At 42.6% G+C, this 24,652-nt stretch carries 18 protein-coding genes and 3 pseudogenes; 5 read left to right on the top strand and 16 right to left on the bottom strand.

Translation table 11 applies throughout. The annotated features are described in order from the left end of the window. Window positions 1–23: 23 nt before the first annotated feature. From dtd to mnmG, 4 genes are all read right to left on the bottom strand, one after another. A complete protein-coding gene (gene dtd / locus GCWU000325_RS08845) occupies window positions 24–476 on the bottom strand; it encodes a D-aminoacyl-tRNA deacylase (RefSeq protein ID WP_006256119.1) in 453 nt (150 codons plus the stop codon). A 59-nt stretch (window positions 477–535) separates the two neighbouring features. Then, the gene (gene uvrC, locus GCWU000325_RS08840) at window positions 536–2,377 is read right to left on the bottom strand and encodes an excinuclease ABC subunit UvrC (protein WP_006256118.1); all 1,842 of its coding nucleotides are present in this window, start codon (window positions 2,375–2,377) and stop codon (window positions 536–538) included. Window positions 2,378–2,418: 41 nt separating this feature from the next. Continuing rightward, on the bottom strand, window positions 2,419–2,955 hold the full coding sequence (locus GCWU000325_RS08835) for an adenine phosphoribosyltransferase (protein ID WP_006256116.1): 537 nt from the start codon (window positions 2,953–2,955) through the stop codon (window positions 2,419–2,421). Window positions 2,956–3,079: 124 nt separating this feature from the next. Further along, window positions 3,080–4,957, bottom strand: a complete 1,878-nt coding sequence (gene mnmG, locus GCWU000325_RS08830; RefSeq protein WP_006256114.1) for a tRNA uridine-5-carboxymethylaminomethyl(34) synthesis enzyme MnmG — start codon at window positions 4,955–4,957, stop codon at window positions 3,080–3,082. 1,278 nt (window positions 4,958–6,235) lie between these two features. On the opposite strand from mnmG, the gene tyrS reads away from it, so the two are divergent. Then, window positions 6,236–7,531, top strand: coding sequence for a tyrosine--tRNA ligase (tyrS, locus tag GCWU000325_RS08825; RefSeq protein ID WP_006256112.1), 1,296 nt, complete (start codon window positions 6,236–6,238; stop codon window positions 7,529–7,531). Between the two features lie 84 nt (window positions 7,532–7,615). After that, window positions 7,616–8,296: pseudogene (locus GCWU000325_RS12060) on the top strand (hypothetical protein). A 146-nt stretch (window positions 8,297–8,442) separates the two neighbouring features. Here GCWU000325_RS12060 and GCWU000325_RS08815 read toward each other — a convergent pair. Together GCWU000325_RS08815 and GCWU000325_RS12435 are read right to left on the bottom strand one after the other, a co-directional pair. Continuing rightward, entirely contained in the window at window positions 8,443–9,927 is a 1,485-nt protein-coding gene (locus GCWU000325_RS08815) for an outer membrane beta-barrel family protein (RefSeq protein ID WP_244832891.1), read from the bottom strand. 143 nt (window positions 9,928–10,070) lie between these two features. After that, window positions 10,071–10,601: a TonB-dependent receptor gene (locus tag GCWU000325_RS12435; RefSeq protein ID WP_006256108.1), complete on the bottom strand. Its 531-nt coding sequence runs from the start codon at window positions 10,599–10,601 to the stop codon at window positions 10,071–10,073. Window positions 10,602–10,767: 166 nt separating this feature from the next. On the opposite strand from GCWU000325_RS12435, the pseudogene GCWU000325_RS08810 reads away from it, so the two are divergent. Continuing rightward, window positions 10,768–11,674, top strand: a pseudogene (locus GCWU000325_RS08810) (IS982 family transposase). 60 nt (window positions 11,675–11,734) lie between these two features. Here the strand turns inward: GCWU000325_RS08810 and GCWU000325_RS08805 are convergent. From GCWU000325_RS08805 to GCWU000325_RS08770, 10 genes and pseudogenes are all read right to left on the bottom strand, one after another. Beyond that, entirely contained in the window at window positions 11,735–14,032 is a 2,298-nt protein-coding gene (locus tag GCWU000325_RS08805; RefSeq protein WP_006256105.1) for an outer membrane beta-barrel family protein, read from the bottom strand. Between the two features lie 35 nt (window positions 14,033–14,067). Next, complete coding sequence (locus GCWU000325_RS11650; RefSeq protein WP_244832890.1) at window positions 14,068–14,307, bottom strand: SPASM domain-containing protein; 240 nt, start codon at window positions 14,305–14,307, stop codon at window positions 14,068–14,070. Between the two features lie 889 nt (window positions 14,308–15,196). Further along, window positions 15,197–16,072: an IS3 family transposase gene (locus tag GCWU000325_RS08800; RefSeq protein WP_040599580.1), complete on the bottom strand. Its 876-nt coding sequence runs from the start codon at window positions 16,070–16,072 to the stop codon at window positions 15,197–15,199. 8 nt (window positions 16,073–16,080) lie between these two features. Continuing rightward, a complete protein-coding gene (locus tag GCWU000325_RS11640) occupies window positions 16,081–16,449 on the bottom strand; it encodes a transposase (RefSeq protein WP_083787946.1) in 369 nt (122 codons plus the stop codon). Window positions 16,450–16,887: 438 nt separating this feature from the next. Next, window positions 16,888–17,913: a tyrosine-type recombinase/integrase gene (locus GCWU000325_RS08790; RefSeq protein WP_006256101.1), complete on the bottom strand. Its 1,026-nt coding sequence runs from the start codon at window positions 17,911–17,913 to the stop codon at window positions 16,888–16,890. Then, window positions 17,903–18,907, bottom strand: a complete 1,005-nt coding sequence (locus GCWU000325_RS08785; protein ID WP_006256100.1) for a tyrosine-type recombinase/integrase — start codon at window positions 18,905–18,907, stop codon at window positions 17,903–17,905. Before GCWU000325_RS08785 ends, GCWU000325_RS08790 begins: the two co-directional genes overlap by 11 nt. Then, window positions 18,894–19,790 (bottom strand): site-specific integrase, encoded by an 897-nt coding sequence (locus GCWU000325_RS08780; protein WP_006256099.1) that lies wholly within the window; start codon window positions 19,788–19,790, stop codon window positions 18,894–18,896. Before GCWU000325_RS08780 ends, GCWU000325_RS08785 begins: the two co-directional genes overlap by 14 nt. Beyond that, window positions 19,774–20,139 (bottom strand): hypothetical protein, encoded by a 366-nt coding sequence (locus GCWU000325_RS12430; protein ID WP_006256098.1) that lies wholly within the window; start codon window positions 20,137–20,139, stop codon window positions 19,774–19,776. Before GCWU000325_RS12430 ends, GCWU000325_RS08780 begins: the two co-directional genes overlap by 17 nt. 149 nt (window positions 20,140–20,288) lie before the next feature. Then, a pseudogene (locus GCWU000325_RS08775) lies at window positions 20,289–20,633 on the bottom strand (toprim domain-containing protein); the annotation flags it as partial. Window positions 20,634–20,654: 21 nt separating this feature from the next. Beyond that, window positions 20,655–22,058, bottom strand: a complete 1,404-nt coding sequence (locus GCWU000325_RS08770; RefSeq protein WP_006256096.1) for a DUF4099 domain-containing protein — start codon at window positions 22,056–22,058, stop codon at window positions 20,655–20,657. Between the two features lie 320 nt (window positions 22,059–22,378). Between GCWU000325_RS08770 and GCWU000325_RS08765 the strand changes: the two genes are divergently transcribed. Beyond that, window positions 22,379–22,801, top strand: a complete 423-nt coding sequence (locus GCWU000325_RS08765) for a GPW/gp25 family protein (RefSeq protein WP_006256094.1) — start codon at window positions 22,379–22,381, stop codon at window positions 22,799–22,801. A gap of 16 nt (window positions 22,802–22,817) precedes the next feature. Next, entirely contained in the window at window positions 22,818–24,419 is a 1,602-nt protein-coding gene (locus tag GCWU000325_RS08760; RefSeq protein WP_006256093.1) for a type VI secretion system baseplate subunit TssF, read from the top strand. Window positions 24,420–24,652 lie beyond the last annotated feature (233 nt).

Here is a 24,652-nt window from a genome sequence, read left to right as displayed (position 1 = left end):
GTGATACTTTAGGGTGGCCGTGTTTACTCTTTATGCTTGGTGTCCATACAGATGGTGACCGGGCCATCATTGAGGAGTTCGATTTTCATATCTGCGCCAAATGTGCCCGTGACAATGGGCTGGCCGGTCAAGGCGGCGAGTTGGGCGATGAAGTGCTCGTAAAGCGGTATGGCCGTTTCGTGGCCGGCGGCGTGGATATAAGAGGGGCGGTTGCCTTTCTTGTAACTCGCGAGCAGGGTAAACTGGCTCACGACCAATATTTGGCCGTTGATCTCTTGTATGTCCTTATTCATTACGCCGTTTTCGTCATCGAAAATGCGGAGTGCGGCGGCCTTGCGGGCGAGCCAATCGGCTGCGGTGCGGTCGTCATCGGTCGCGATGCCGAGGAGGATAAGCAGGCCTTGATCAATGTGGGCCGTAACTTTACCATCGATGGTGACGGAGGCGTATTTGACGCGCTGGATTACTGTCTTCATTCTTGCTATCGTTGCTTTGATAGAGCGGGAGAGCGCTCACGTCGAACAAAAGTAAGCTTTTATTCCTGATTAGCGGCCATTTGGTGGAGGTTTTCGAAGAGTTTGGCCCCTCTTTTTGTGCCTAATACGGCTTGCAGCTGGGGGCAAGTGGCTTCTTCAATGCGCTTCAGACTGCCAAATTTTTGCAGGAGTAGGGATTTTGTCTTCTCGCCTACGCCGGCTATTTGATCTAAGCGCGAGGCGGTCTGACGCTTGCTGCGCTTCTGGCGATGGAAGGTGATGGCGAAGCGATGTACTTCGTCTTGCATGCTCGTTAGGAGGCGAAAAAGATAACTGTCGGCTTTCATTCCTATGCTCAAAGGCGGGAAACCAAAGAGGAGTTCGCGCGTGCGGTGATGGTCGTCTTTCGCTAAACCGGCAATGGGGATGGAGAGCTTGAGTTCGTCCTCCACAACTTGACGTATGACTTCCATTTGTCCTTTTCCGCCGTCGGCTATGATGAGGTTGGGCAGTGGTTGTCCTTCTTCGATCAAGCGGGTGTAACGCCTGCGGACGACTTCTTGCATCGAGGCGTAATCGTCGGGCCCGCTGACGGTTTTTATATTGTACTTGCGGTATGCTTTCTTTGCCGGGCGCAATTTTTCGAAGACTACGCAGGCGGCTACGGCATCGCTTCCTTGCAGATTTGAATTGTCGAACAATTCTATGCGGTAGGGGAGTTGCGAAAGGCCTAATTCGCGCTGTATTTCTTGCATCAAGCGCACGGATTTTTGCTCCGGATTGAGTTTGTCGGCTTGCTTGAGGCGGTCAAACTTGTATTGCTTGACGTTGAGTTTGGACAGTTCGAGGAGTTTTTTCTTATCTCCTTTTTGAGGAATGGTTTGCGTGGCGTAACTTTCCGGTAAGTCTAAAGCGAAAGGCACGACAATCTCAGCTGATTGACTGTGGTAGCGCGCGCGCATTTCGACAATGCCGAGTGAAAGCAGTTCTTCGTCGCTCTCGCCCAAACGCTTCTTATATTCAAATGTGAAGGCCTGTGTGATGTTGCCGTTCGTGACGTGCAGATAGTTGATGTAGGCCACTTTTTCCTCACTCTCAATGTTGAAAACATCGAGGTTATGGATTACGCTGGAGACAATTTCGCTTTTGGCGCGGTAATTGGAGAGCAACAAGTATTGTTGTTTGAGTGCTTCGGCGGCTTCAAAGCGTAAATGTTCGGCTTCTTCGAGCATTCGGGCCTTGATGTTGCGCTCCAATTCTGCGGTGTTGCCGCGCAAAATCTCTTTGCAGGCAGCAATATTCTTGTTGTAGTCGTCCCAAGTCTGCTTCCCGACGCACGGCGCTGCACAATTGCCAATGTGGTATTCGAGGCATAGATCGTATTTTCCGCTTTCAACGCCTTCTTTTGTCATCGGCGTGCGGCAAGGCCGAGGCCGATAAAGTTTGTGGCAGAGTTCGAGCAGCGCATACATTGTTGGGACGTGACTATACGGGCCAAAGAATGTCGCGCCCTTGCCTGCGCGCTTTCTCACTTTGAAAACGCGCGGCAAATACTCGTTGCTGATGGCGATGGACGGGTAGGTTTTGTCGTCCTTCAGCAACACGTTGTAGTGGGGCTTGTAGCGCTTGATCAGATTGTTTTCCAAAAGCAGCGCGTCCTCTTCCGTGTTGACGACAACGTAGCGAATGTCGCGAATCTTCGGGACGAGATGTTGCGTCTTAAAACTTTGCTTCGGATTTGTGAAATAGGACGAAACGCGGCGCTTAAGGTTCTTTGCCTTGCCCACATATATAATCTTCCCGTCTGCGTTCAAATATTGATAGCAGCCGGGCTTTTCGGGCAAATTACTGACAATGCCTTTTAGATATTCTTTTATCGCCGCCGTTTCTTCTTTCGTCATTCTATTAAATCTTTGCGCTGTCCGACACAGCTGCCGTTCAATTAACGACTGACGGTAATCAGCGTCGTGATATCTTTATTTGCTCCAAGCGCTTCGCGGCCGTTCAGTCCTTCCATCGCAAGTTCGATGAGGAAGTTTACGTAGATGTGGCGCGGATTAAAGCGCTGACACAATTTATATACAGCCTCCATACTTCCGCCTGTAGCTAAAAGATCGTCGTGTATGAGTACGGTGTCATCGGATGTGATTGCGTCCGAGTGGATTTCGATTTCATCGTACCCATACTCTTTCTTGTAAGTTTCTTTCAGTGTCTGCGCTGGTAACTTTCCCGGCTTGCGCGCCATTACAAAACCTGCGCCCAATTCGGCGGCTAAGATGGAACCCATCACAAAACCGCGCGACTCTATGCCGATCACTTTTGTGATCCCTTTATCTTGATAGAGGCGGAGTAGCTCTTGCTTCATCTCTTGGAGGCATGCGGAGTTTTTGAAGAGCGTGGAGACATCTTGAAACTGGATGCCTTTTTTGGGATAATCAGGTACGTTCCTCAGATTTTCGAGTAACAGTTTTTCGTTCATAAAACGTTGTATTTAGTGGTATTCTCTTTGCTTTGTTTCACGTGAAACTCGTTTTTATCTTTCTTTGTTTTGTGCGATTCCATCGTAATTTTATCTTGTTTTCGATGCTTTCTTTTTGCGTTATTTAGCGCCCGCTCAAAAGTAATAGCACACTAATGTCGGATGGTGAAATGCCAGGAATGCGACTCGCTTGTGCTAATGTTTCCGGGTCGATCTTTGAAAGTTTTTGGCGCGCTTCTGTCGATAGTTGGTGTAATGTCGAATAATCGAAGACTCCGCGTATTTTTATATTTTCTAAGCGTTGTATTTTGTCGGCCAATTGGCGCTCACGGGCGATGTAACCGCTGTATTTTATTTCTATTTCTGCTGCTTCGATTGTTTCTTCGCGATCTGATGAAACCGCGTCTAATGTTTTGGAAAGCGCCGGCGTATGTTTGGCGAGTTCGGACAAAGTAATTTCCGGCCTAGTTACAAGATCGTAAGCTTTGCATCCGCGGCGGAGTAGTGTGCTTCCGATTTCTTCTAGGTAAGTATTGATATTGTCCGGTTTAATCGATGTATACTGCGCTGTAGTTATAATGTTTTCGAGTTGTGCTTTCTTAGATTCAAACCGGTGAATCCGTTCAGAAGAAGCTAAACCAAATTGAATCGCATAGGGTGTGAGACGAATGTCCGCATTGTCTTGTCGGAGCAAAATGCGATACTCCGCGCGTGACGTAAACATACGATATGGTTCGTCCACGCCTTTCGTGACTAAATCATCGATGAGCACGCCAATATAGGCTTCGTCTCTTCGTAGCGTGAATGCCGGACGGCCGCTGAGGAGGAGCACAGCATTGATGCCTGCAACAAGGCCTTGGCCAGCCGCTTCTTCATAGCCGGTCGTGCCATTTACTTGTCCGGCGAGGAAGAGACCATTGATAACTTTCGATTCCAGCGTATGCTTGAGTTGCGTTGGGTCGAAGAAGTCATATTCTATTGCGTAGCCCGGCCGGAACAACGCCACATCTCGGAAGCACGGAATCTTTCTTAGCGCCTCCAACTGCGCGTGGAGCGGAAGGCTCGAAGAGAAGCCGTTGAGGTAGAGTTCGTTTGTCGAAGTTCCTTCCGGTTCCAAGAAGAGCGGGTGCTGCTCTCGATCCGGAAAGGTTACGAGTTTTGTTTCTATGCTTGGGCAGTAACGCGGACCGATGCTGTCGATTTGACCATTATATAATGGAGAATCCGGGAGTGCCTTTTCCAAAACAGCGTGGACTTCCGGATTCGTATAGCAAGTCCAGCAGACCATCTGCTTCAGTTTTCGCTCAGTACCGATGTAGCTGAAACGATGAAAGTCCATCTCGCCCGGCTCAATCTCCATTTCGTCAAGATGAACCGAGCGGGCGTCGATGCGAACGGGTGTTCCTGTTTTCATCCGAGCGTAGGAAATGCCGTTTTTCGCGATGGAATCGGTTAAAAACTTCGCTGCCGGCTCAGCGCAGCGCCCGCCTTCAACCATTTTGCGCCCAATGTGCATCAGGCCGTTGAGGAATGTACCGGCCGTAATAATAACTGCTTTTGCTTGAAATACAATATCCCAAATCGTGCGTACACCTACGACTCGTTCGTGCTCCACTAAAAGCTCCGTCACCTCATCTTGCCAAATGTGAAGATTGGGCGTTTGCTCCAAGCGTTCGCGCATTGCCAAACTATATTGCATTCGGTCGCACTGTGCACGCGGGCTCCACATAGCCGGCCCCTTAGAGCGGTTAAGAATACGAAACTGTATCGTTGCCAAGTCTGTGATTTCCCCCATCAATCCGCCGAGAGCATCGATCTCGCGTACGATTTGTCCTTTGGCAATCCCACCTATAGCCGGATTGCAACTCATCTGCGCGATCTTATTCATATCAATCGTGATGAGGCACGTGTTTGCGCCCATCGTTGCCGCAGCATACGCCGCTTCGCAGCCGGCGTGGCCGGCCCCAATAACCAAAACGTCGTAGGAGAAATCAGGAGTCATACAGCATTACTTTCAATTAAAGCGAACAAAGTTACCAAATTTTTTCTAAATGACTGTATCTAATCTTGCAGACTTCAAGCAGCAGTCTGTTACTTCCGACCTGTCGGACGCCTTATATTTAGAAGCCTTCAGGGCTATTGCAGTGCAACAGTCTTTGCTCCGATGAAACCGCAAGAAAACGAGCTTTTTAGAAGACATAGTAAGGGCTATAAACTTCGTTGAAATCGATGATTTTTGGCGCATAAAGACTTTTTGGACAAGCCGGATGGATTTGGCCTGTTTTAGTCGCATTTGCGGAGCCGTAGCAGCGAAAATGCAGCGGCTATGCAGGTGATACGATAGACGATGTAGAGAAATGGCAGTTTTTACTGCCTGTCTTTTTTTCTTACAGATAAAAAATCGGCGGTTTAATCGTAAGATAATGGCCTTGAAATCTTAAAATTGCTGTTTGGTGGAATGGGAAAAGATAGTCGGCAATAAGAGGAGACTTACAGTTAAGCTCGGTTTTACCTCCCTAAAGCCAACCCTGCAATTGTGCCGTCGCCATACCGACTGTTTTTATCTGTCGATTCGTAGATAAGATATTGATAATCAAATTATTTATGCGACGATATCGAGTCGCCGCATCTTTTTGTTTGCTTATTTGGATGTCGCCTTTTTATCGTTTGCCGGCGCCAAACCATCGTTTGCTCGTACCAAACCATAGTTTGGCGGCACCAAACGAAAAACAAATCAGTTGAGCGCCGTTTGGATCACCGTCTTTTATTGCCGTTCCTCTTGCATTTTGTGTCCAAAGTCTTTGTCGGAAAGGTGCGGGACAGGCGTGTCGTCGTTTGCTGCTCAAGCGTAGCCGGTGGCATAAGGCGGGTGAGCCATATAAAATGGCGGACTGATGAGTTGTCAGTCGTTTGTCGTTCTTTTTTTATCTGCTTTTAGTCGCTTGCCGTTCAGTATTTTATGTGTCATGTATGATTTTCGCGTTTTATGTTTTTAGTCTGACGCAATTTATAAGGGGCGTTTGTCCGTACTTCATCGTCTCGGGGTCTTCACAGCCTTATCTTTCTAAATGAAAGGTGCGTCTGGGTGGCCGTTTATTCGGAAAGGAAAGCGATGAAAGCGTGATCAATGCCTTTGTAAACAATGACAAGTCAACTTAAAATGAAGCGTGGGCACTGCTTGGTGGGGACTGCATCTTCAGCAGCAAGAGTGAGGGCCTTCGTTTTGCCTTTTTCGTGGTTTGTACTAACTTTGTCGGCAAATTGTAAAACAAGCAGCTCGATGAATTTCGTAGAAGAATTAAGATGGCGTGGGATGTTGCATCAGCTCATGCCGGGAACAGAAGAATTGATTCAAAAAGAAAGAGTCACGGCTTACGTTGGCATTGATCCGACAGCTGACTCTTTGCACATTGGCCACTTGTGCGGTGTGATGATGCTCCGTCTTTTTCAGCATTGTGGCCATAAGCCGTTGGCGCTTATTGGTGGGGCAACCGGTATGATCGGCGATCCCTCGGGAAAAAGTCAGGAGCGTAACCTTTTGAATGAGGAAACCCTTGCGCACAATATCAATGGAATTAAGAAACAATTAGAGCGCTTTCTCGACTTCAACTCAGATGCCCCCAACGCTGCGGAGCTCGTCAACAACTACGATTGGATGAAGAATTATTCCTTCTTGGAGTTTGTGAGAGACATTGGTAAGCATATTACGGTCAATTATATGATGGCGAAAGACAGTGTGCAGAAGCGCTTGAACGGAGAAGCGCGCGACGGCCTTTCGTTTACCGAGTTTTCTTACCAATTGCTGCAAGGTTACGACTTCCTTTATCTGTATAAGACGAAGAATTGTAAGTTGCAGATGGGCGGTTCCGACCAGTGGGGAAATATTACGACAGGCTCAGAACTTATTCGCCGCACGTTAGGGCCCGACAATGAGGTGTATGCTTTGACTTGCCCCCTCATTACGAAGGCCGATGGCCGAAAGTTTGGCAAAACAGAAAGCGGTAATATTTGGTTAGATGCAGAGCGTACAACGCCCTACGAGTTCTATCAGTTCTGGCTTAACGTCTCCGACGAAGAAGCTGCGCGCTACATTAAGATCTTTACCTTGCTGGGGCGCGAAGAAGTTGAAGCCCTGATCGCCGAGCACAGCCTTGACCCCGGCCGCCGCCAATTGCAGCGCCGTCTTGGCGAGGAGGTGACGGTGATGGTTCACGGCCGCGAGGAATACGAAAAAGCTCTGGCTGCTACGGAAATCCTCTTTGGCAAAGCAACAAAAGAGAGTTTGCTGAAGCTTGATGAGAAGACCTTGCTCGCCGTCTTTAGCGGTGTGCCTCATTTTGAGGTGGCGCGCGCCGAGGCCGTGGGCGCTAAAGCCGTTGACCTGTTTGCCGAAAAAACGCAATGCTTTGCCTCAAAGGGCGAGATGCGTAAGTTGGTGCAGGGCGGTGGCGTTAGTCTAAACAAAGAGAAGCTCTCCGCCTTTGATAAAACCATTACGGAAGAGGACCTCTTAGATGGCAAATATCTGCTCGTACAACGTGGCAAGAAAAACTACTATCTGATCACGGTAAAATAAGACTAAATTCAGCCTGCTGCGCACGAGAAGTAGATGAGACTCCGCGCAGCGGGCTTGCGAAACTATAGTATTTTATTGCAGATAATAGCGAATTTCTTTCGTAAAGTATTTCCCTACATTGCTTCAACGTCGGGGACGATTTTGGCGATGTTCATAGGTGCGCCGCTGCTTATCTTTATCATAACCAGATTTACCATTGGCGGGAATAAGTCGGCTATTCCTTATGCAGACACATATATAAAGAACTCCGACACGATCGTCGTAAAAGTGCCCAAAGACTATCGTGATTTAGACAGGTATGATGATGTCTTTACCACAAGCGGGTGGTTTATGGGTGTAGCACAAACGCGAACGGCTGTTTATAACCTCATCTACTTTTATGCACCTGAATATAAGAAGTATGTAGGTGTTGTTTCCTTTAAAGGCGGCTATAATGTCGTTCCAAGAGGCAGTGGCGAAAAAACTTGGTATGAAGACTTAGAAGTTCAGTGATGGAGTTTTATCACTAACATCTATAGTTTTTCAGCCTATGTGAACCGCCGGCAATGGAATGACCCAACCTACGGAACGAAGGATAATCCTGTCCCGATCTTCTTTAAGCGTGTACTTTCCTATCCTCACTCTTTAGGTGGAATGGAGGATTTTTACACTATAAAACTAGATATCTACAAGACTTTCGTAGAGCTTTATCTTGCCCACGGGTTGTCGTCAAGAGAGTTCAACCGCCTTTATGGCAAGGATATGGAGCGCTTAGGACTTGATTAGCGCGCGAAATGAGACTTAAATTATATAGCGTCCGCCGAACTTTTGAAAAGTTATAAAAAACTAACGAGATTACTAACTTTTAAAAGGACTTTCTTAACCCAGACTCGCGTATCAATCATGTTGCTTAATCGAAGGAAAGCTACTCATTACATTCTTTCTTTTTCTTCTCCATTAGAATGCGTCTTATCATGTTGGCTTGCTTGTTTTAACCCGGCCGAGAAATTAAACGTTACACTAACAAAGAACTTTCGTGAAACAAAATCAAAGTCTGAATGGTGTTCAAAATTATTATTTCGGAATATTTGTTGATTCTTTCCTCTGCTATTTAACAAGTCTTTTACACCAAAATTGATATTCAGTTTGTCCTTCAAACAACTATAATCCCCCTCAATATCTACACCAAAGTAATCTGTCTTTTGAACAAGATAAAGTTGTTTATAATGCCTGATATAGCGTAAATTTGCCATCGCAGTAAGTTGTTTTGACAACCTAAAACGATTAAAACTCGATAGAACAACCCCAAAATCATGAATACGTTTAGCACTATTCTGATATAAACTCTGACTTAGTTCGGCATTATTTCTACAATTCCACATACCCCACGTAAAGGGTATTTCCATATACAAAGCCAATCTCTTTGAATTTCCATCATTTTTTAATGTGTAGCGTGTTTGTTTCTCTCCAACCTGTTCGTATACCTCATTAATTTTCCTATCGATAAAAAGCGCAGATAACGAGAAAATATATCTTGATTTCAGAACGAATTGTAATGCTGCATTGTATAGCAATTCACCTTTTAAATAAGGATTACCTTCCTTATAGGATGTTTCAGACAGATGAAAAACAAATGGATTTACCATTTGGTACGACGGACGATTTATCGATTGCGTATAACTAAGCGACAAAGCATTTCCTTGTCCCATGTTTTTTTTCACAAAGAATGATGGGAAGATGTTATTGTCGCTTCTACTGTTATGTAATTGAGTCTTTACTCTTTGTTGGGTATTCCATTCCGTATATTCGTTACGCAGTCCCATTTGAACACCCCAAGATCGTGATGTGTACCTATACATTCCATATATCGCATATCGTTGCTCAAAATAATTGAAATCGTCTCGTTGGTCAATCTCTTCTGATAATATTCCACCTAAGGTCGTATTTCCGAGGTATAACTTACTGATATAATCAATACCGGCATAGACATACTTGGCACCAAGAGTAAACTGATGATGGTTGAAATATTTTTCAAAGTCTACTTGTGCACTATATACATCTATGCGCTCAAATGAGGGTTGCGATTTAGATATAATACTATCCGAACTTATGCCTAAAGTATATTTATTTTCATATTCATACAAATCATGTTCTCTTTTGCGGGCATAATCAGCAATGATATTTAGTTTACTTCCCAGTGTATCTGTCTTCCATTCATAATTTAATGTAACATCATTGGTATTAGGCCTTAAGGTATATGGAGCATAACTCTTAATGCTTGTTGGATAAGGACTATTGTCGGTAATAGTAGAATGAACCCAACAGTCATTGGCATAATCTTTTGCGTAATTACCAGACCATTCAATACCTAAATATTGCTTTGGGGATATATAAAAGTCAAAGCCCAACTTAGGCATATAGTAAAGACTTTTATCTGTACTTTCAGATATACTATTAACTGTTATATTTCGTCCATAGTCACTTTCGGCTATTTTACTTAGACTTTCCGACCGGCCTAACATCATATTGGCATAAAGCGCAAAGTTTCCCCACGAATAAGTTAATCCCGTAAATTCTGAGAATGAATTTTTACTTTTTCGTTCGTATTCGCTACCCCATAACCGGAAAGTCCATAATCATGCTTCTTCTGCCGATTGATAACAAGAATCCCCGTTCCTCCTTCCGCATCATACTCAGCTGTTGCTTGAGGCAGTATCTCTAAACTCTTAATATCATTGCCGCGTAAAGAAGACAAATATCTTTTAAGTTGCGTACCACTTAGTTTTACCATTCTTCCATTTTCATATATCCTAATGCCATTCCCCATAATAGTAACACTACCTTCACCATCATAACTTACACCGGGAATCAAACTCAAAATATTAGAAAGAGAACGTGCCTTTAATAATTTGCTATGTTCTATACTGACTATAATTCTGTCAGCCTTACGTTGGACAAATGGTCTTTCTGCCAATACAGTTGCTTCGGGAAGTTTTATTGTGTCTGACATTGAGGTTTGTTTGTTCTGTGCAAAGCCCGAGAGTGTATATTGCAAAAAACAAAACGAAAGAATGTATAAATACTTTTTCATAGGTACTTTGGACAATTTAAGTCAGGATAATCCCAATGTTTTGTATCATATTTTCTTATAATAACGTGGGTTCGATGAATTATAAGTGTCTATAAATTTGGTGATTAGCAAAACTTATTGTAACATTAAGGTGTTGATATACAAATAAACACAAACAAAAATTGCTATGGTCACCGAGAACAAAGTTACTGAAATATTTTGTATGGCAGACGACTTCTGCAAGTTTTTTGATGCTATGACGGCAAAATATGCGCTAAAACCTACCGGAAAAAGAAAATATCATCGAAGTTCCACGATGTCAAAGGCCGAAGTCATGCTGATAATGATTCTTTTCCACGACTCCGGTTATCAATGCTTTAAACATTTCTATCTTGAAAAAGTATGCAAGCATCTTCGCCATCTGTTTCCAAAAGTTGTTTCTTATAACCGTTTAGTAGAATTGGAAAGGGAGATAGCCGTACCCTTAAGCTTGTTTACCAAGAAGGTCCTCTTGGGCAAATGCACGAGTATAAGCTTTGTTGACAGTACACCATTGCGTGTCTGCAAAAACCAGAGAATACATATTCACAAAGTTTTCAAAGGCATAGCCCAAAGAGGAAAATGCTCTATGGGTTGGTTCTTCGGTTTCAAATTGCATTTGATTTGCAATGAGAAAGGAGAACTTCTCAACTTTATGATAACGCCGGGAGATGTTGATGACCGTAAGCCTTTGGAATACAAAGCTTTTATAGAGTTCATACAAGGTAAGCTGGTCGGTGACAAGGGGTACATCAGCAAGAACCTCTTTCAAAGGCTTTTCGTTGACGGAATACAACTTATTACCAAATTGAAAAGTAACATGAAAGGAGCTTTTAATGAGTGTTTCAGACAGACTTTTACTCAGAAAAAGAGCCATTATAGAAACGGTGAATGATGAACTTAAGAACATTGCACAAGTGGAACACTCCAGACATAGATGCTTTGACAATTTCATCGTCAACTTATTAGGGGCTATTGCTGCCTATTGCCTGTTTCCAAAGAAGCCGTGCATCAATATACAAAGGACCATTGATACACAGCTTGCTTTGTTCTGAATTCGTCGAACTCACGTTAATATATATCATAATGATGAATACAATAATAACTTGTTACTTTTATAATCGTATGATTTCGCTACTTGTTGCTCTTCCTTTATATTTACTGCGTTGTGGATTAAATGAATAGCGCAACTGTAGCATTACACCCCGTGTATCAAGTTTTCTGTTTTTTGAGTAATAGACATCATTGATGTGGCTGCTCCATCGCTCCTTGTCGGTATTGAATAAATCTGAAACCTTAATCCACACCGCCAACTTGTTTTTTAGCAAAGAGGCATTCAGACCGATGTCGGTACGGAAAGAGGGTTTGAAATCAGACAAATAGAGATTGCCTGCTGCTGTTCCCCATATGTCGAACGAAAGATTGACGTGCTTCGTGAGATGGAAGAGATTATCAAGTTCATAACTGAAATAGGGTTTATTGTAGTTTCTGCCATGATACGTAAAAGTTTGCTTGAATACACTCATTTCAATTTTAGGACGCCAGAATTTTATCGTTGATGAATAACTCACCGTCGCGCTCCATTCCCGATAATGTGGAATGTTTTCTGTCGTAAACAACATCGCTGAAGTACTCTCTAACTTCTTGGTTGTTCGCATGAGACTGTTCTTATACCAAGTATGTGTTATATCAATCATCAGACCTTTCCACGAAAACACGTAATCCAGAATATAGTCATAGGCCGACAGCAGCAGTGGGTTGCCTCGTTGATAGGTATATTTGTCCACATATACAGTGCTGCTGTTTAATTGCCCATAAGAGGGGCGATGAATGGAGTTCGTGTAACTAAATGACATGGAGACAGCATTCTTGTCATAATCAATCTGCAAGTAGGGTAAAATTTTCTTATAGTCTTTACTAACCTCCTCATTGAGCTTTTCATTATGAAAGTATTGATAATTGGCAATTTCTATGCGCCCTCCCGCTTCTATGGAAAAATGCCCGAAAGTCTTCGACAGTGAAGAAAAGAGCCCCCACAATCTTTGGCAGTTTTCATCTTCGCTTTCATTTAAAGCTGTATTGCTCGTTTTGTTTGCATGATATGAATATTTGTTTTTCGTGAAAGAAAATTCCAAACCATAATGTAGCTCTCCACCCCACAATGGATTAAGGATTTCTGTCTTGCCTGTATATAGGTGATAATCGGATTTATTTTTAGAATCCACATCTTTTTTCTGTGCCCAGGAGGTTTCGTATTGAGAAAGTGCTTTCCCTTGCATATAATCAACATTCATAGTCAATCTATTACCTTTCCCCCAGGAGGTGATATAATATGCATTCAGTGCATGATTTGTTTTTTCATTTTTTCCCAGCAGCAAGACATCTTCTGAATGTTTTGTGGCATTATCCACTGAATATATGCTGGTTCCGCTCATTTCATCTCTGTTGGATGGTGACCGGGAAAAGTTGTATTTCATGCCAAAGTCATTTTTCCCATTGTTGGAAAAGTTGAACCCCGAGTTTATATTGAATGACTTGTTTTTAATATTATTGTTGAACGATTGGTCTACATTGATGGCGTTACTGTTATGGTCAAAATCAATCAAATTTTTTCTCGAACTTTCATTGCGATCATATCTGAACTCCATACCACCGAAAAAATCCCACTTTCTCAAACGATAGTTCAACTTTCCAAACTTTAAATGATTGAAATGTTTTACCAGAGTTTCGCATGCTGTAAGATTGACGCTCAAGCCTTCACCTTTCCGGATAGTCTTTATGTTGATGACTGCTTTTACGTTGTTTCCATAGTTCGTACCTGGATGAAGATTGATTTCAACATTTTTCACCTCATCGCTGGAAAGTTTTTGCAACTCATTTACATCGTTAATCTTTATGTTGTCTATATAAATCAGAGGTGTTCCTCTGCCAAAGACGGAGATACCTTCCGTCGTACGGCTGACAAAAGGCATCATGGACAGAACCTGAATGGCATCGCCTGTTCGTGCCAACAAGGTGTGCTGCACATTGACTTGCATTTTCCCTCGATTCATTTGAATGACAGGACGTTTCCCGGACACGATCACTTCATTCAGCTTTTGTGTCTCTTCAATGATCATAATGGTTCCCATATCCACACGAGGAGTCAAATATATGTTTTTGTAGCCAATACTGCTTATCCTGATAAGACAGTCATCCAAAAACAATTTTGTCGGATTCGGCAGCAAAAAATGCCCATCATCAGTTGTTACTGTTCCTGAAATAAAAGTACTGTCTGATTTTGTCAGCAAGATAACATTGGCATAAGCAACCGTCTCGCCACGCTCATTAAATATTTGTCCTCGTATCTCCTGTGCGTTGAGAGGCAAGTTCAATAATAAACTTAGGATTATCAGGAAAAGTTCTTTCTTCATAATTTCATTTGAGATAAAATCATGTCAATATGTGTTTAATAAAAAGAGCAGGCAACCTTATTGACACTTTGGCCAATTCCTCTATCAAGAGGACAGGCTCCTCCACAAACCGGTAAGACGGGACAGTCAATACAATCAGAATTTTCAAGATGATTGGTCTTGAAAAAATAAGAAGACAACCTTTCCGGTGATATACTTTCTTTTATGATATTTCCTGTGGATTTATTTTTATTCCCAGCCTCAATGCAAAAAGAACATGATAAGTTGCAGTTCATTGTTCGACAGATATAAAGCAATATTCGATCATTACGAAACATTTTGGAATACTGAATGTATTTATATTTTGTATTTCTGCTTTTCTCTCATTTATAATAATCCTTATATCAATTAATTGCTTAATTATAACGTGGGCTCGATGAATTATAAGTGTCTATAAATTTGGTGATTAGCAAAACTTATTGTAACATTAAGGTGTTGATATACAAGTAAATACAAACAAAAATTGCTATGATCACCGAGAACAAAGTTACAGAAATGTTTTGTATTTCAGACGATTACTGCAAAGAATATGCGTTGGAATGGAATAAAAACCCTCTTTCAACTTCCTTTCCCAATAGCTCAAAGCGTGGTAAGAGAAGGGGGAGAATGGGCGATGTGGGGGTGATTACCATCCTTGTATTGTTTTGCTGCAATACGTTCTGAAATCTCAAGTATTTTTATTTCTTCTATGTTAGGCAAGAACTAAATTTTTATTTTAGTATGAGTAATCTCGGTACTTCAAATTCGTTTATTCTTCAAATTGTAGACTTATTCCTGTCTTTTTCTAAGCTTGGGACTTTTTTTCCTATACGTTGAGAAAAAAACTCCAAGCCTTGGAAATAAAATTCCAAGCTTTGGAATTGATGACTTTATAAGTGGCGTTTACTATTTGATGGTGCTTCGAGGTGTAATGTCCTAGAATTAGTTGACAACTTTGGTTTCTTAATTTCATTCTTCTTTGACAAGTTTATTTGTTAAGTTCAAATACGCTTGTCGCCGTCTTTTCTTAAGTACATAATTAGTTGACAGTTGTCTTCCAATTGCAAAATTAATCTTTATTTTCTTGTTGCGGTTGTTTCTGCCTCCTTCTTTTATTGTTCGACTTAATAATGTGTGCCAAGGAAGTTATGCCGTCAACCTTCCGACTTCTTCCATTGGCGTTCTCATCTGCAGGCTCTGATGCGGTCTGAACGTGTTGTACAGGTCGATGGCTTTCTTTGTGAGGCGCCTGACCTGCTGCAGACTTTTGTCTTCTGTACTGAAGAGCCATCCGTTCTTGAGCGTATTGTTCATCCTCTCGGCCAGGGCGTTGTGCAATGGGTCTCCGCTTTGCGTCATACTTATTTGTATTCCAAGAGATTTGAGTTTGTCGACGTACTCATTGCAGCAGTATTGTACGCCGCGGTCGGAGTGGTGTATGAGTTGCGAGAGTTCGACATTATACTTTCTGTAGAAATCGATGGCCATAGAGAGGGCTTTCATCGGACCTTGTCTCTCAAGAGTCGGATGTAGGCACCAGCCCACGATCAGACGTGAAGCGGCATCGGTTACCAAGGAGAGATAGGCCCAACCTGAAGAGGTTGCCACGTAGGTGATATCCGTAACGCACAGCTCACCGAAGCGGGCGGGATGTAGCTTGGGCCTTGTGTTGAGAAGGTCTTCATAGATGTGGTAGTGGTGATTGGAGTTGGTCGTCCTTGGGCGTTTGCGACGGCGAAGGCACAGACCATTAGAGCGGAAGAGCTCATAGCATTGGTCGCGCCCGATGGTAAACTTATCTGCATATTTGCGACGGCATAGCTCGTAAAGGATGCGTATGCCGGCCTTGGGTAAAGAGCTGCGAAGCTCCTGCGCATAGAACACGATGCTGCTGCGCAGGACGTCTAACTCCAAAGAGCGATCCACATGGCGATAATATCCTTGTCTGCTTATGCCAAGATAACCGCAGAGTAAACTGACAGGATGACTTACCGGCTCCTGTCTTTCTTTTCCCTGCGACAAGGTCTTGATTACTTGGCAGCGGAGTTTTTTCGTATACGGATGTTGTATTTCTTCTCGGCAAGGTCGATCATCGTCTTGTTGGCCAAACCATAAAGTTTTTCAACGGCCAATTCTTTTTCAAGACGTTTGATCTCTTTTTCATGAGCCTTGCGCTCGCGTAATAGCTGCGCTTGGAGTGCTTCGAGTGTATCGGGGATATCTTCTTTTTTCATAAGATATGCTACTGACGAGACGTCGGGTGAGCCATATTCGGTATAAATACGATGGAATGTACTTAAAGGGATACCGTGACGAGAAGAGAACTCATGCAAGGTTAAGCCACTTGTTACATACTGATGTAATAACAGTATTTTCTCTGATTCATTGTAATGAGACATAAATTTTTACTCCTTTGTGATTGAGAAAGTGTCAACTTATTCAGTACACTACAACAAGATTATATTCGAAGACAAAACCATATTAAAAATGGAACATTTTCATTATTTACCTCTAATGGTTTAACTCAATTTACATACCATTTTTTCAATAATAGTTACAATGCTTTTGTTCTCATTTTTCCTAATGGAGAAAGAAATATTGTAAAAAGTAGTTATTTTTTAAATTAAGAGATTATTATATTCTTTACCAACTGATATACAATTCCATTCTAAAGCATTTCTATATAACTTAAAAAACACCTCAGAAGGGAATAAATTTTATCATAAAAATATAACTGAAAATTAGTTTAACTATATCGCTTTAGATTATCCAAAGTAGTTTCTTGTATTACAAATTATTTATATACCTGTGAAAACTACTTTGGATAGTAAATGCTTCTATTTCCCAAGTCCTTTTAGCCAATACTTTAATTTTGAATCTTTTTCCCAAGATCCAATCTTTTTATCCATTGTTGGTATAACATCAATATAGGCGGCTTCGAGGGCTTCTCTTTTCTGTTTGGAATCAGCCCGTGCATATATTTCTGTAGTTTGTATAGATACATGTCCGAGTATATCCCGGATATAAACTAAATTCACTCCGGCTTGCAGCAGATGCATGGCCTTGCTGTGCCGTAGGCTATGAGGGCTGACTTTGGCCGGGACGAGATCCGGATCTGCAACATGTGCATTCCTCACGTATCTCATCAAGATGAAAGTTACTCCCGCATTCGTGAGTTTTTCCCCTCTGTTGTTTGCAAACAAAGGATGTTGGTTCAACGACTGTTTTAATAAACCTTCAGCTTCCATATACTTCTTGAGCAATTCCACTTGCTGTTCTTGCAGTGGAACGAGCCTTCTCTTCCGACCTTTGCCGAATAATGATACATAATACGGCTTGACCAAATGCAAGTCCATTGGTGTCAAGTCTATAAGTTCTTGAACTCTGGCTCCGCTATCATATAGCAATGCTATTAAAGCAAGGTCACGAAGCCCGTTTCTCGTATTTACGGGTATTAAGGACAGCAATAGCTTTATTCCATCAACAGACAGGTAGCTCACTGACTGTTTTTCAGAGCGTTTCGATTTGATGGACAATATGGATTGCCATTGTTCCAAATGGAAGATATCACCGTACAGCATATACTTGCTGAAAGTATGGAATGCGGCAAGCCTTTGGTTACGTGTTGATATGCCACATCCTTTGTTTTCTTCCGTCCATCGCAAGAAATCCGATACATTGTCACGTGTCAGATGTTCCAACGATAGCCTGTCTGCCTTAACACGTCTTGTTTTCTCCATAAAATCAATGAATGACAAGAAAGTATTTCCATATGCCCTTATGGTATTATGGCTTAGGCCACACTCTCCGGACAGGTAGCTTGTAAAAAAGCGTGTCAGGTGTTTAGCAAAATCATTTTTCATAGGCTATGGGATTATTGGGTAAAGAGGGATATAAAAACCTTGTAATGGAAATTTCCTGTTTCAGTATGTCCGAGTACATTTCTTGTGTCAGCCGCACATAGGTTTCCGTATCGGACAACTTCTTGTGTCCGAGAAAAACGGCAAGAATAGGAAGCGTGCAATATACATCCGCACCGTTTTTAACTTGGTGCATCAACGAATGTACGGCGAAAGTATGTCTTAGGTCGTGCACTCTGGGACCTTTTTTAGCGCAATGCGGAATACCGCACTTTCTTAATATAATCCTGAACCACGCATAAATCCTGCTTTGGCTTAAAGGCAATCCGGACGGAGAAATAAAAAACGGGGACTCCATATTGTCCGCATGGGGCAAAGGCAGCCTGTCCCTCGCTTCCACATATTGGCTCAACACCCGGTACAATGACGAGCAGACAGGTATCAGGCGTTGGCACTGGTTTTTGGTTTTCCTTATCGTGATTACCCTTTTTTCAAGATTTATATCCTGATTCAACAATGATGTGGCCTCACTTACACGCATCCCCGTTCCATACAGTAGGCGGAGAATGGCCGGGATGGAGAAAAGGCGGCTGTCCATATTCCCGTGGTCGCTGGCCACAAGAGAATCGCATACGGTAAAAATGGAGCGTACTTGCTCGTGTGTAAAAATGTACGGTACGTATGTGTTAGCCTTGTTCTTGGGAATCCGAGGTACATAACAAGGAAAACCAATGTTGTTCATGTACTTGGTAAACTGTGCCAATATGGAATATTTGCTGCAAATCGTCTTATAGCTGTTATTTGTCAGGGTTTGTCCCCATTTGTCTATCAATGCGCTGGTAATGAAAGGGGTCTGTACCTTTTCTTCGATGAAGAACCGGTCAAGCAATCCCAAGTTGCTTTCAAAATATTTCCTTGAAAAGCCCACGGCTTCTTTGGCATCCACAAACCTTTGCATATACGGGGCGAACACGCTTATGAATTTATACTTGTTCATAAAAGAGACCTCCTTTCTGTTCGTAAAAAGCGGGATTGACAAGCGGCACATCGAGGGCACATCCCATCAGGCTTGACAAATCCACTCTTAAATATTCCATTGTACTCAAGGAACTATCATGACCCAACGATTCTGAGATGACAGGCAGAGAAACTCCGTTGGCAAGCAATCGGCTGGCGAGGGAATGGCGCATGGCATGAGGCCCGAACTTACGTCCGGAGATATCAATCCCCGATTCTCTCATGATTCTTGATATAGCATTGTTTATTCCCCAACGGAACATGGGGCGATAAGGAGGACGTGCCGATAAGAATATTTCTGGATGTCTGGAAATCGGTCTGCTATAACGCAAATAATTGACAATAGCTTCACCGACTTCTGTGAGTAATGGCAACTCTATCGCTTTTCTTGTTTTGTATTGGGTAAACGCAATGATATTGTGATCCCAATCCAAATGCTCAAATTTCAATCTGCAAATATCCGAAGCACGCAAACCAAGCCGGGTGGCAAGAAGTAATATTGCATAGTCGCGTTTTCCTACCGGACCGGATTGTTCAACCGACAATTCTATTTGTTGGATTTCTTCGGCACCATATATGGAAGGCAGTTTTTCCCGTTTAGGATAGCGGTTGCGGGAAAGGACATATTCAAAATCCGTCTGAATATATTCTTGGACTGATAGGAAGCGAAGGAACAACCGTAGGGAAAAATACCGGTCAATGGCATTTCTGCTCGTACTCAGAAAAGATACTACATCATCCTCCCCAATATCAGAAAATTTTGATTTTGATCTGGTTTCTAAGAACGCAATAAAGTAACTTAGGTTGCGACGGTGTTTTAAGACCGTTGTCTCACAGCGCCGTCTGTTAATCTGTTCTTTCAAAAAAAAGACGTGCAGCCTCTCCAATTTCTCCCGGTAAGGGATGTTCTTCTACTTGTACAATCTTTTTGGGAATAACACCGGTGTCCAAATAAGAGGAAAGAATATGTACACTACGGGTAAGTACCCGCTTGGGAAATGGAGTTAAATCTGGAAGGACTGATTTCAGGTAGCATTCTCCGACTTCAGTGGAGTAAAACACGATGCCTTTCTCTTGAAGATAAGGCAACAGGTATTCCGACCATTTCTTTTGGTGTAAGGTAATGCAGGCTTCCGAATACCCAAGAAACCGCAAATGTTCCGTGCATTCTTGCATCAGGACATGGATGTTTTTTTTCTTGTTGTTGGACATGTCTTTTAATTTTAACGGGTGGTTTGTTCCAACCCCGTGACGAAATTACCATTATATTATCCAAACAACATTATCAAAAGTAATATTGATAATCAATTTATTAGTAACTCATAATTATTGTTACTTTGGATAATCTTTTACTTTGGATAATCCCGGCCTGCATCGGTGGCTACGATGATACGGTCAGCCTTGTCAAAACATGAGCGTATCACCTTGAGCTGTTTTAGTGCTGCTGGATCGGATATATACTCCTTGTCCTTACGTACTTGTCGTACCACTAACTGAAAGGGATTGGGACGGATGGGCAAGTCCTCACGCTTATAAGCGGAAAAACCGTAGGCTTCGGGCATGGCAAGGGCGATGAGGTGTCCCATTGCCCAAGTGACGAGATACCCACTTCCTTCTAAATATCCGTCCTGCTTGCTCGTTGCCCTAACAATGCGGGCTATATCTCCGGCTACCGAGGGTTTCTCGGCAATAATACAAGTTGTCATAGTCGATAATAGAATTAAGAGTTACATCTTACGTCCACGGGACTTCTTCTGTTTGTTCTCGTCCTGCTTTTGCTTCTGCTCGGAAGTAGGTTGTGTCTGTCCCGTCTTCAAGGGCTCTTTCACATTCTTGGTGGCTTCATTGGTCTTGCCGTGGTTGTTCACGGCTACCTGCGTTTTGTGTTCTTCGGCTACGGCAACCACCTTTTCTTTGCCGGTTTCCTGCTTCTTGTCGGGGTTCCACTTGTAGAAACGTGGGCGGTTCTGTTCCTTGTCCATGCGAACGTATGCGTTGAAAGGTTGTCCCTGTTTATCCACCATATTCTTTAGATATAGTGTACGACCGCTATCCAAGGCTTCACGCTGTTTTTCTGATAACTCCAAGCCGCAAAGCTTATGTGGGATACCTTGCTGCTGTGTCTGCTGCTGCCGTTCCTTAAATCCACGGTTATTGTCAAAGATGAACTCAATGCCTTTCTTCTCTGCATTGACTTGCAATAAAGCATCGAAGGACTTGCCGCTCTTGGCGGTCATGCCTTCCACCTTCACGGCTTTGCCTTCCACAAGGTCTTTGTACTGGGCATCAGAGAGCGTTACGCCCTTGATCTCCTTGGGGATGTTCACACGGTCGGCACGCAGGGCTACAATCTCGTTGGTCTGCCGGTCGATGGAGACGTAGGCGGCAAACGGTTCCCCGTTCTTGGGGGTTACCTCAATGGTCTTGCCGAGATTACCCGTAGTGAGGAGCTGCTCCTTTTCTTCGGGAGAGAACTTGTAGCCCATATAGGGAAAATCGAGTTGCGGTTCCTTTCTCAAAGGATGAATTGCCAAACCAATATTGCCACTATCGTCCGTACGGAACGCTAGACGTGCTTCAGTGTAGATAGTAGTGTCTCCAATAGGTACGGCAATCGTCACGAGATTACTCTTCTGCCAATTAAGCATTTTCTCTAATTCTCCGCCTTGTTCCAACCGTTCACGGGAAAGGCCAAGACTGTCGAGCATCTTCCAATCCACCTTTTCGGGGTTAATGGCGGTAGCATTCTTCTGCTGGGGCAGATAGTCCCCAAAGGGAATGCCAATCTCTGCCAGTTGCTGTTTGCTTTCGGGCTTTTCACGGCTTTGTAACATGGTACGCAGGTTGTCCACGCCCTGCTCCACATTGTCTGCCAATACCTTGTACAGTCCAAAGTGAGTCGGGTCATTGAACTGTTTGAGGAAGTTGGTCATGAAGTTCTTCAGAAGTCCATCCTTGTTGTTGAACTTCAAGAACGCTGCTTGATTGGCAGCGACAGCCTCAGTTGTTTTAAGGTTTCCCTTGTCGTCAACACCAGACACGACGGACAGCTTGCCCGCTTCCTGCTCATTCTTCACTTCCGTGCGGTCTTCCAAGACCAGCACGTAATTGTCATTGCTGTTTGATTCCATTGCTTAATAATTTTAATGATGAATACTGTTATCAAGCAGCTAAGTTATAGTAACATTATTAATGAATTGAGAGTAGGAGAATTTGCGGGAACAATGAGGAAAAGTAATGAACATTCACCGTTTCATTTCCTTTGTTTCTTCAAAAATTAAGACATCGTAAAATTTGGAATCTGAATCTACAAATACATTGAAAAGTGTTTTTTATGTACATTCATTATTCTTCCACGAGTAAAAAAAGGCAAATACTACAATTTTATCGTGAAAACTTTTTGCATCTCGGTAAAAAGTTATATTTTTTTCGTTAATGTTCAGATAAAATTATGGATTATTTGAAATTACCGTTAGACTTACCTGCCGCGTTGGGAGGACAAATGGAGCGATGTTCTTATGAAGAGTCCATCGCTCAACACATTATGATGCTGGTTGTTTCGCGGTATGGAGAAGTAGAGAGTAAAGACGATTATGGGTCTGTGATATGGAATTTGGAATACAATCAAACTGTTTTTAATCAGGATTGGGAGGAGAATGTAAGGAAATCATTGGAAATGACCATTGCTAAGTACGAACATCGATTGAAAAACATCGAAGTGCACGTTGAACTGACGGAAGTCGAGGAAGAGGTCAGAAATAAATATCCCAATGCGCGTCGTCGTGTAAGAATTGGTGTGAAGGGGGTGCTGATTTCGAATGACAAACCTTTTCATTTCAGCACTTATCTTTACATCAGCCCTCTTTCTCAATAATAAAAAACATTCTGTTATGATAGACAAACGGCAACAAGATATAAAAGAGCGCATTTCACGCTATGCAATGGACATGTGGGGCATTTCCGATCCGACTCAGATGGACCCTGTCATAGATCTTCTGCTAGACGTGTTTGCCTATAACAGTAACCGATTATACCAAGACATGGAATCGTCTGATTCTGCAATACTGCATCGGTTAGCTCGGCTACTTGTTCCTCATAAATGGTCTTTGCCTTTTCCTGCCCATGCCTTGATGACAGTCAATCCTGCTTCAAGTGAGGTGCACGCGCTTTCTATAGAAGATCGTTTTCAAACAAACAGAATGATTTTCAGCAAGGGATTGGTTCCGATTTCTTTCACACCGCTTGCTGCTTATCCATTGGTACAGGCACAGGTCAAATGTATTACCTTTGACGATAAGATGTACACCTATTTTGGTGATGGGCGAAAAATGGTGTCAGTCCTTTCTAAAGATAAAGATGACGAGGATGAACATGTTATTTGGTTAGGAATCGCCATTTCCGAAGAAACCTTGTTAAGTACAGAGGCTTTAATGCTGTGTATCTTACCAGAGGATGAACGGTTGAACCCCTTTATTAAAGATACAAAAGTTTACGACACGGATAATCATTCTATACATACACATACTCCGCATTTCTCTTTGTCTGATAAGGAAAAATATCATTATTTTGATGATATCAATGATTATTACGCTGACAACTACATAACGATAGACTTAGCAGAACATCCTCACAGAGAAAGTTTATGCTGTACAGCAGTCCCAAGAGTTTGGAAAGATAATGAGACAGAAAAACAACAAGATAATCTCTGTTGGTTCAAACTTCAGTTCCCGAGTATACAGTTTGATGTGAATTTTGAGGAAATAAGATTTCTAATGAATACCTTTCCTGTTGTCAACAGAGCGTTGTTTTCTCAAAAACATGATTTTTCAAAAGAAGGGTCTATCATTTCTCTTCCGTGTAATGATGATACCCATTTTCTGCATATAGAAAGCTTACAAGATAGTAAAGGGAGAGATTACACGGATATAAGAAATCATTTTGAAGAATATCCCATAGGAGCTTTCAGCATGTACTTCGGCAATCTTGAAAAGTTCGATTCAGATAATGCCCGGAGTCTTATTATCAGACTAATGCAGTTGTTACGAGAAGAAGGGAATGCCTTCTTTTCTCTTGACTCTGATGCTCTTGACGACCAATTAGGTGAACTCTATAAGAAGATAGAGGATATGGGTAAGAGTGCACACGATACCATTAAACAAGAAAATAAACCAAAGGTATTTCTACTGACCTATCCTGAGAAAGATGCGGAGAATGCTGAGCTGAAATATTGGGTTACAGATGGGGCTCTTGCTAACGGTTTGGATTCAAGGGCTCTTTTAACCCAAGAATCTAAGATTAAGTTTATGAATTCGGGGCTTTGTTTCCAAACAACTACCAAACAAGGTACTATTCATAAGAATGAGCAGGACTTAATTAATAGTCTGCGTTATGGATTGCTAAGTAGAAATCGCATTGTCACGCAAGAAGATGTGCGTAGTTATATTTCCTGTAAGCTGGGTAGTTCCATTAAAGATATTATTGCTGTCCGATAAAAGTTTTTTGATTGATATGCCGTTCTTTTGGAGAGGGCAAAAAGTAAAGGGCTGATTTCGTTTTGTAAAGTCAGCCCTTAATGGTTAATTTGTATTCGACAAAAAAACATTTAACCATGGGTAAAAGTACACATTTTAGCGGACAGCCGCTCTATTCTCAGATCATAAAATTGTTGAACAAGTCCGAAATCCTCCGCATAAGCAGCGAACAGGGCGCAGAACGCTATGTCAAG

The sequence above is a fragment of the Alloprevotella tannerae ATCC 51259 genome, from assembly GCF_000159995.1.
Taxonomy (GTDB): Bacteria; Bacteroidota; Bacteroidia; order Bacteroidales; family Bacteroidaceae; genus Alloprevotella; species Alloprevotella tannerae.
The sequence above is the reverse complement of the archived record's forward strand: the minus strand, read 5'-3'. Positions and strand labels throughout refer to the sequence as shown.

Bases quoted from the DNA above. Each gene is read 5' to 3' on its own strand.
- mnmG (WP_006256114.1), bottom strand. From the start codon at position 4,957: ATGACTCCTGATTTCTCCTACGACGTTTTGGTTATTGGGGCCGGCCAC.
- GCWU000325_RS11650 (WP_244832890.1), bottom strand. From the start codon at position 14,307: ATGAACTGCAACTTATCATGTTCTTTTTGCATTGAGGCTGGGAATAAA.
- GCWU000325_RS08760 (WP_006256093.1), top strand. From the start codon at position 22,818: ATGATAGACAAACGGCAACAAGATATAAAAGAGCGCATTTCACGCTAT.
- GCWU000325_RS12430 (WP_006256098.1), bottom strand. From the start codon at position 20,139: ATGTCCAACAACAAGAAAAAAAACATCCATGTCCTGATGCAAGAATGC.
- GCWU000325_RS08835 (WP_006256116.1), bottom strand. From the start codon at position 2,955: ATGAACGAAAAACTGTTACTCGAAAATCTGAGGAACGTACCTGATTAT.
- tyrS (WP_006256112.1), top strand. From the start codon at position 6,236: ATGAATTTCGTAGAAGAATTAAGATGGCGTGGGATGTTGCATCAGCTC.
- GCWU000325_RS08805 (WP_006256105.1), bottom strand. From the start codon at position 14,032: ATGAAGAAAGAACTTTTCCTGATAATCCTAAGTTTATTATTGAACTTG.
- GCWU000325_RS11640 (WP_083787946.1), bottom strand. From the start codon at position 16,449: ATGTCTCATTACAATGAATCAGAGAAAATACTGTTATTACATCAGTAT.
- GCWU000325_RS08815 (WP_244832891.1), bottom strand. From the start codon at position 9,927: ATGCCTAAGTTGGGCTTTGACTTTTATATATCCCCAAAGCAATATTTA.
- GCWU000325_RS08790 (WP_006256101.1), bottom strand. From the start codon at position 17,913: ATGAAAAATGATTTTGCTAAACACCTGACACGCTTTTTTACAAGCTAC.
- uvrC (WP_006256118.1), bottom strand. From the start codon at position 2,377: ATGACGAAAGAAGAAACGGCGGCGATAAAAGAATATCTAAAAGGCATT.
- dtd (WP_006256119.1), bottom strand. From the start codon at position 476: ATGAAGACAGTAATCCAGCGCGTCAAATACGCCTCCGTCACCATCGAT.
- GCWU000325_RS08785 (WP_006256100.1), bottom strand. From the start codon at position 18,907: ATGAACAAGTATAAATTCATAAGCGTGTTCGCCCCGTATATGCAAAGG.
- GCWU000325_RS08765 (WP_006256094.1), top strand. From the start codon at position 22,379: ATGGATTATTTGAAATTACCGTTAGACTTACCTGCCGCGTTGGGAGGA.
- GCWU000325_RS08770 (WP_006256096.1), bottom strand. From the start codon at position 22,058: ATGGAATCAAACAGCAATGACAATTACGTGCTGGTCTTGGAAGACCGC.
- GCWU000325_RS12435 (WP_006256108.1), bottom strand. From the start codon at position 10,601: ATGAAAAAGTATTTATACATTCTTTCGTTTTGTTTTTTGCAATATACA.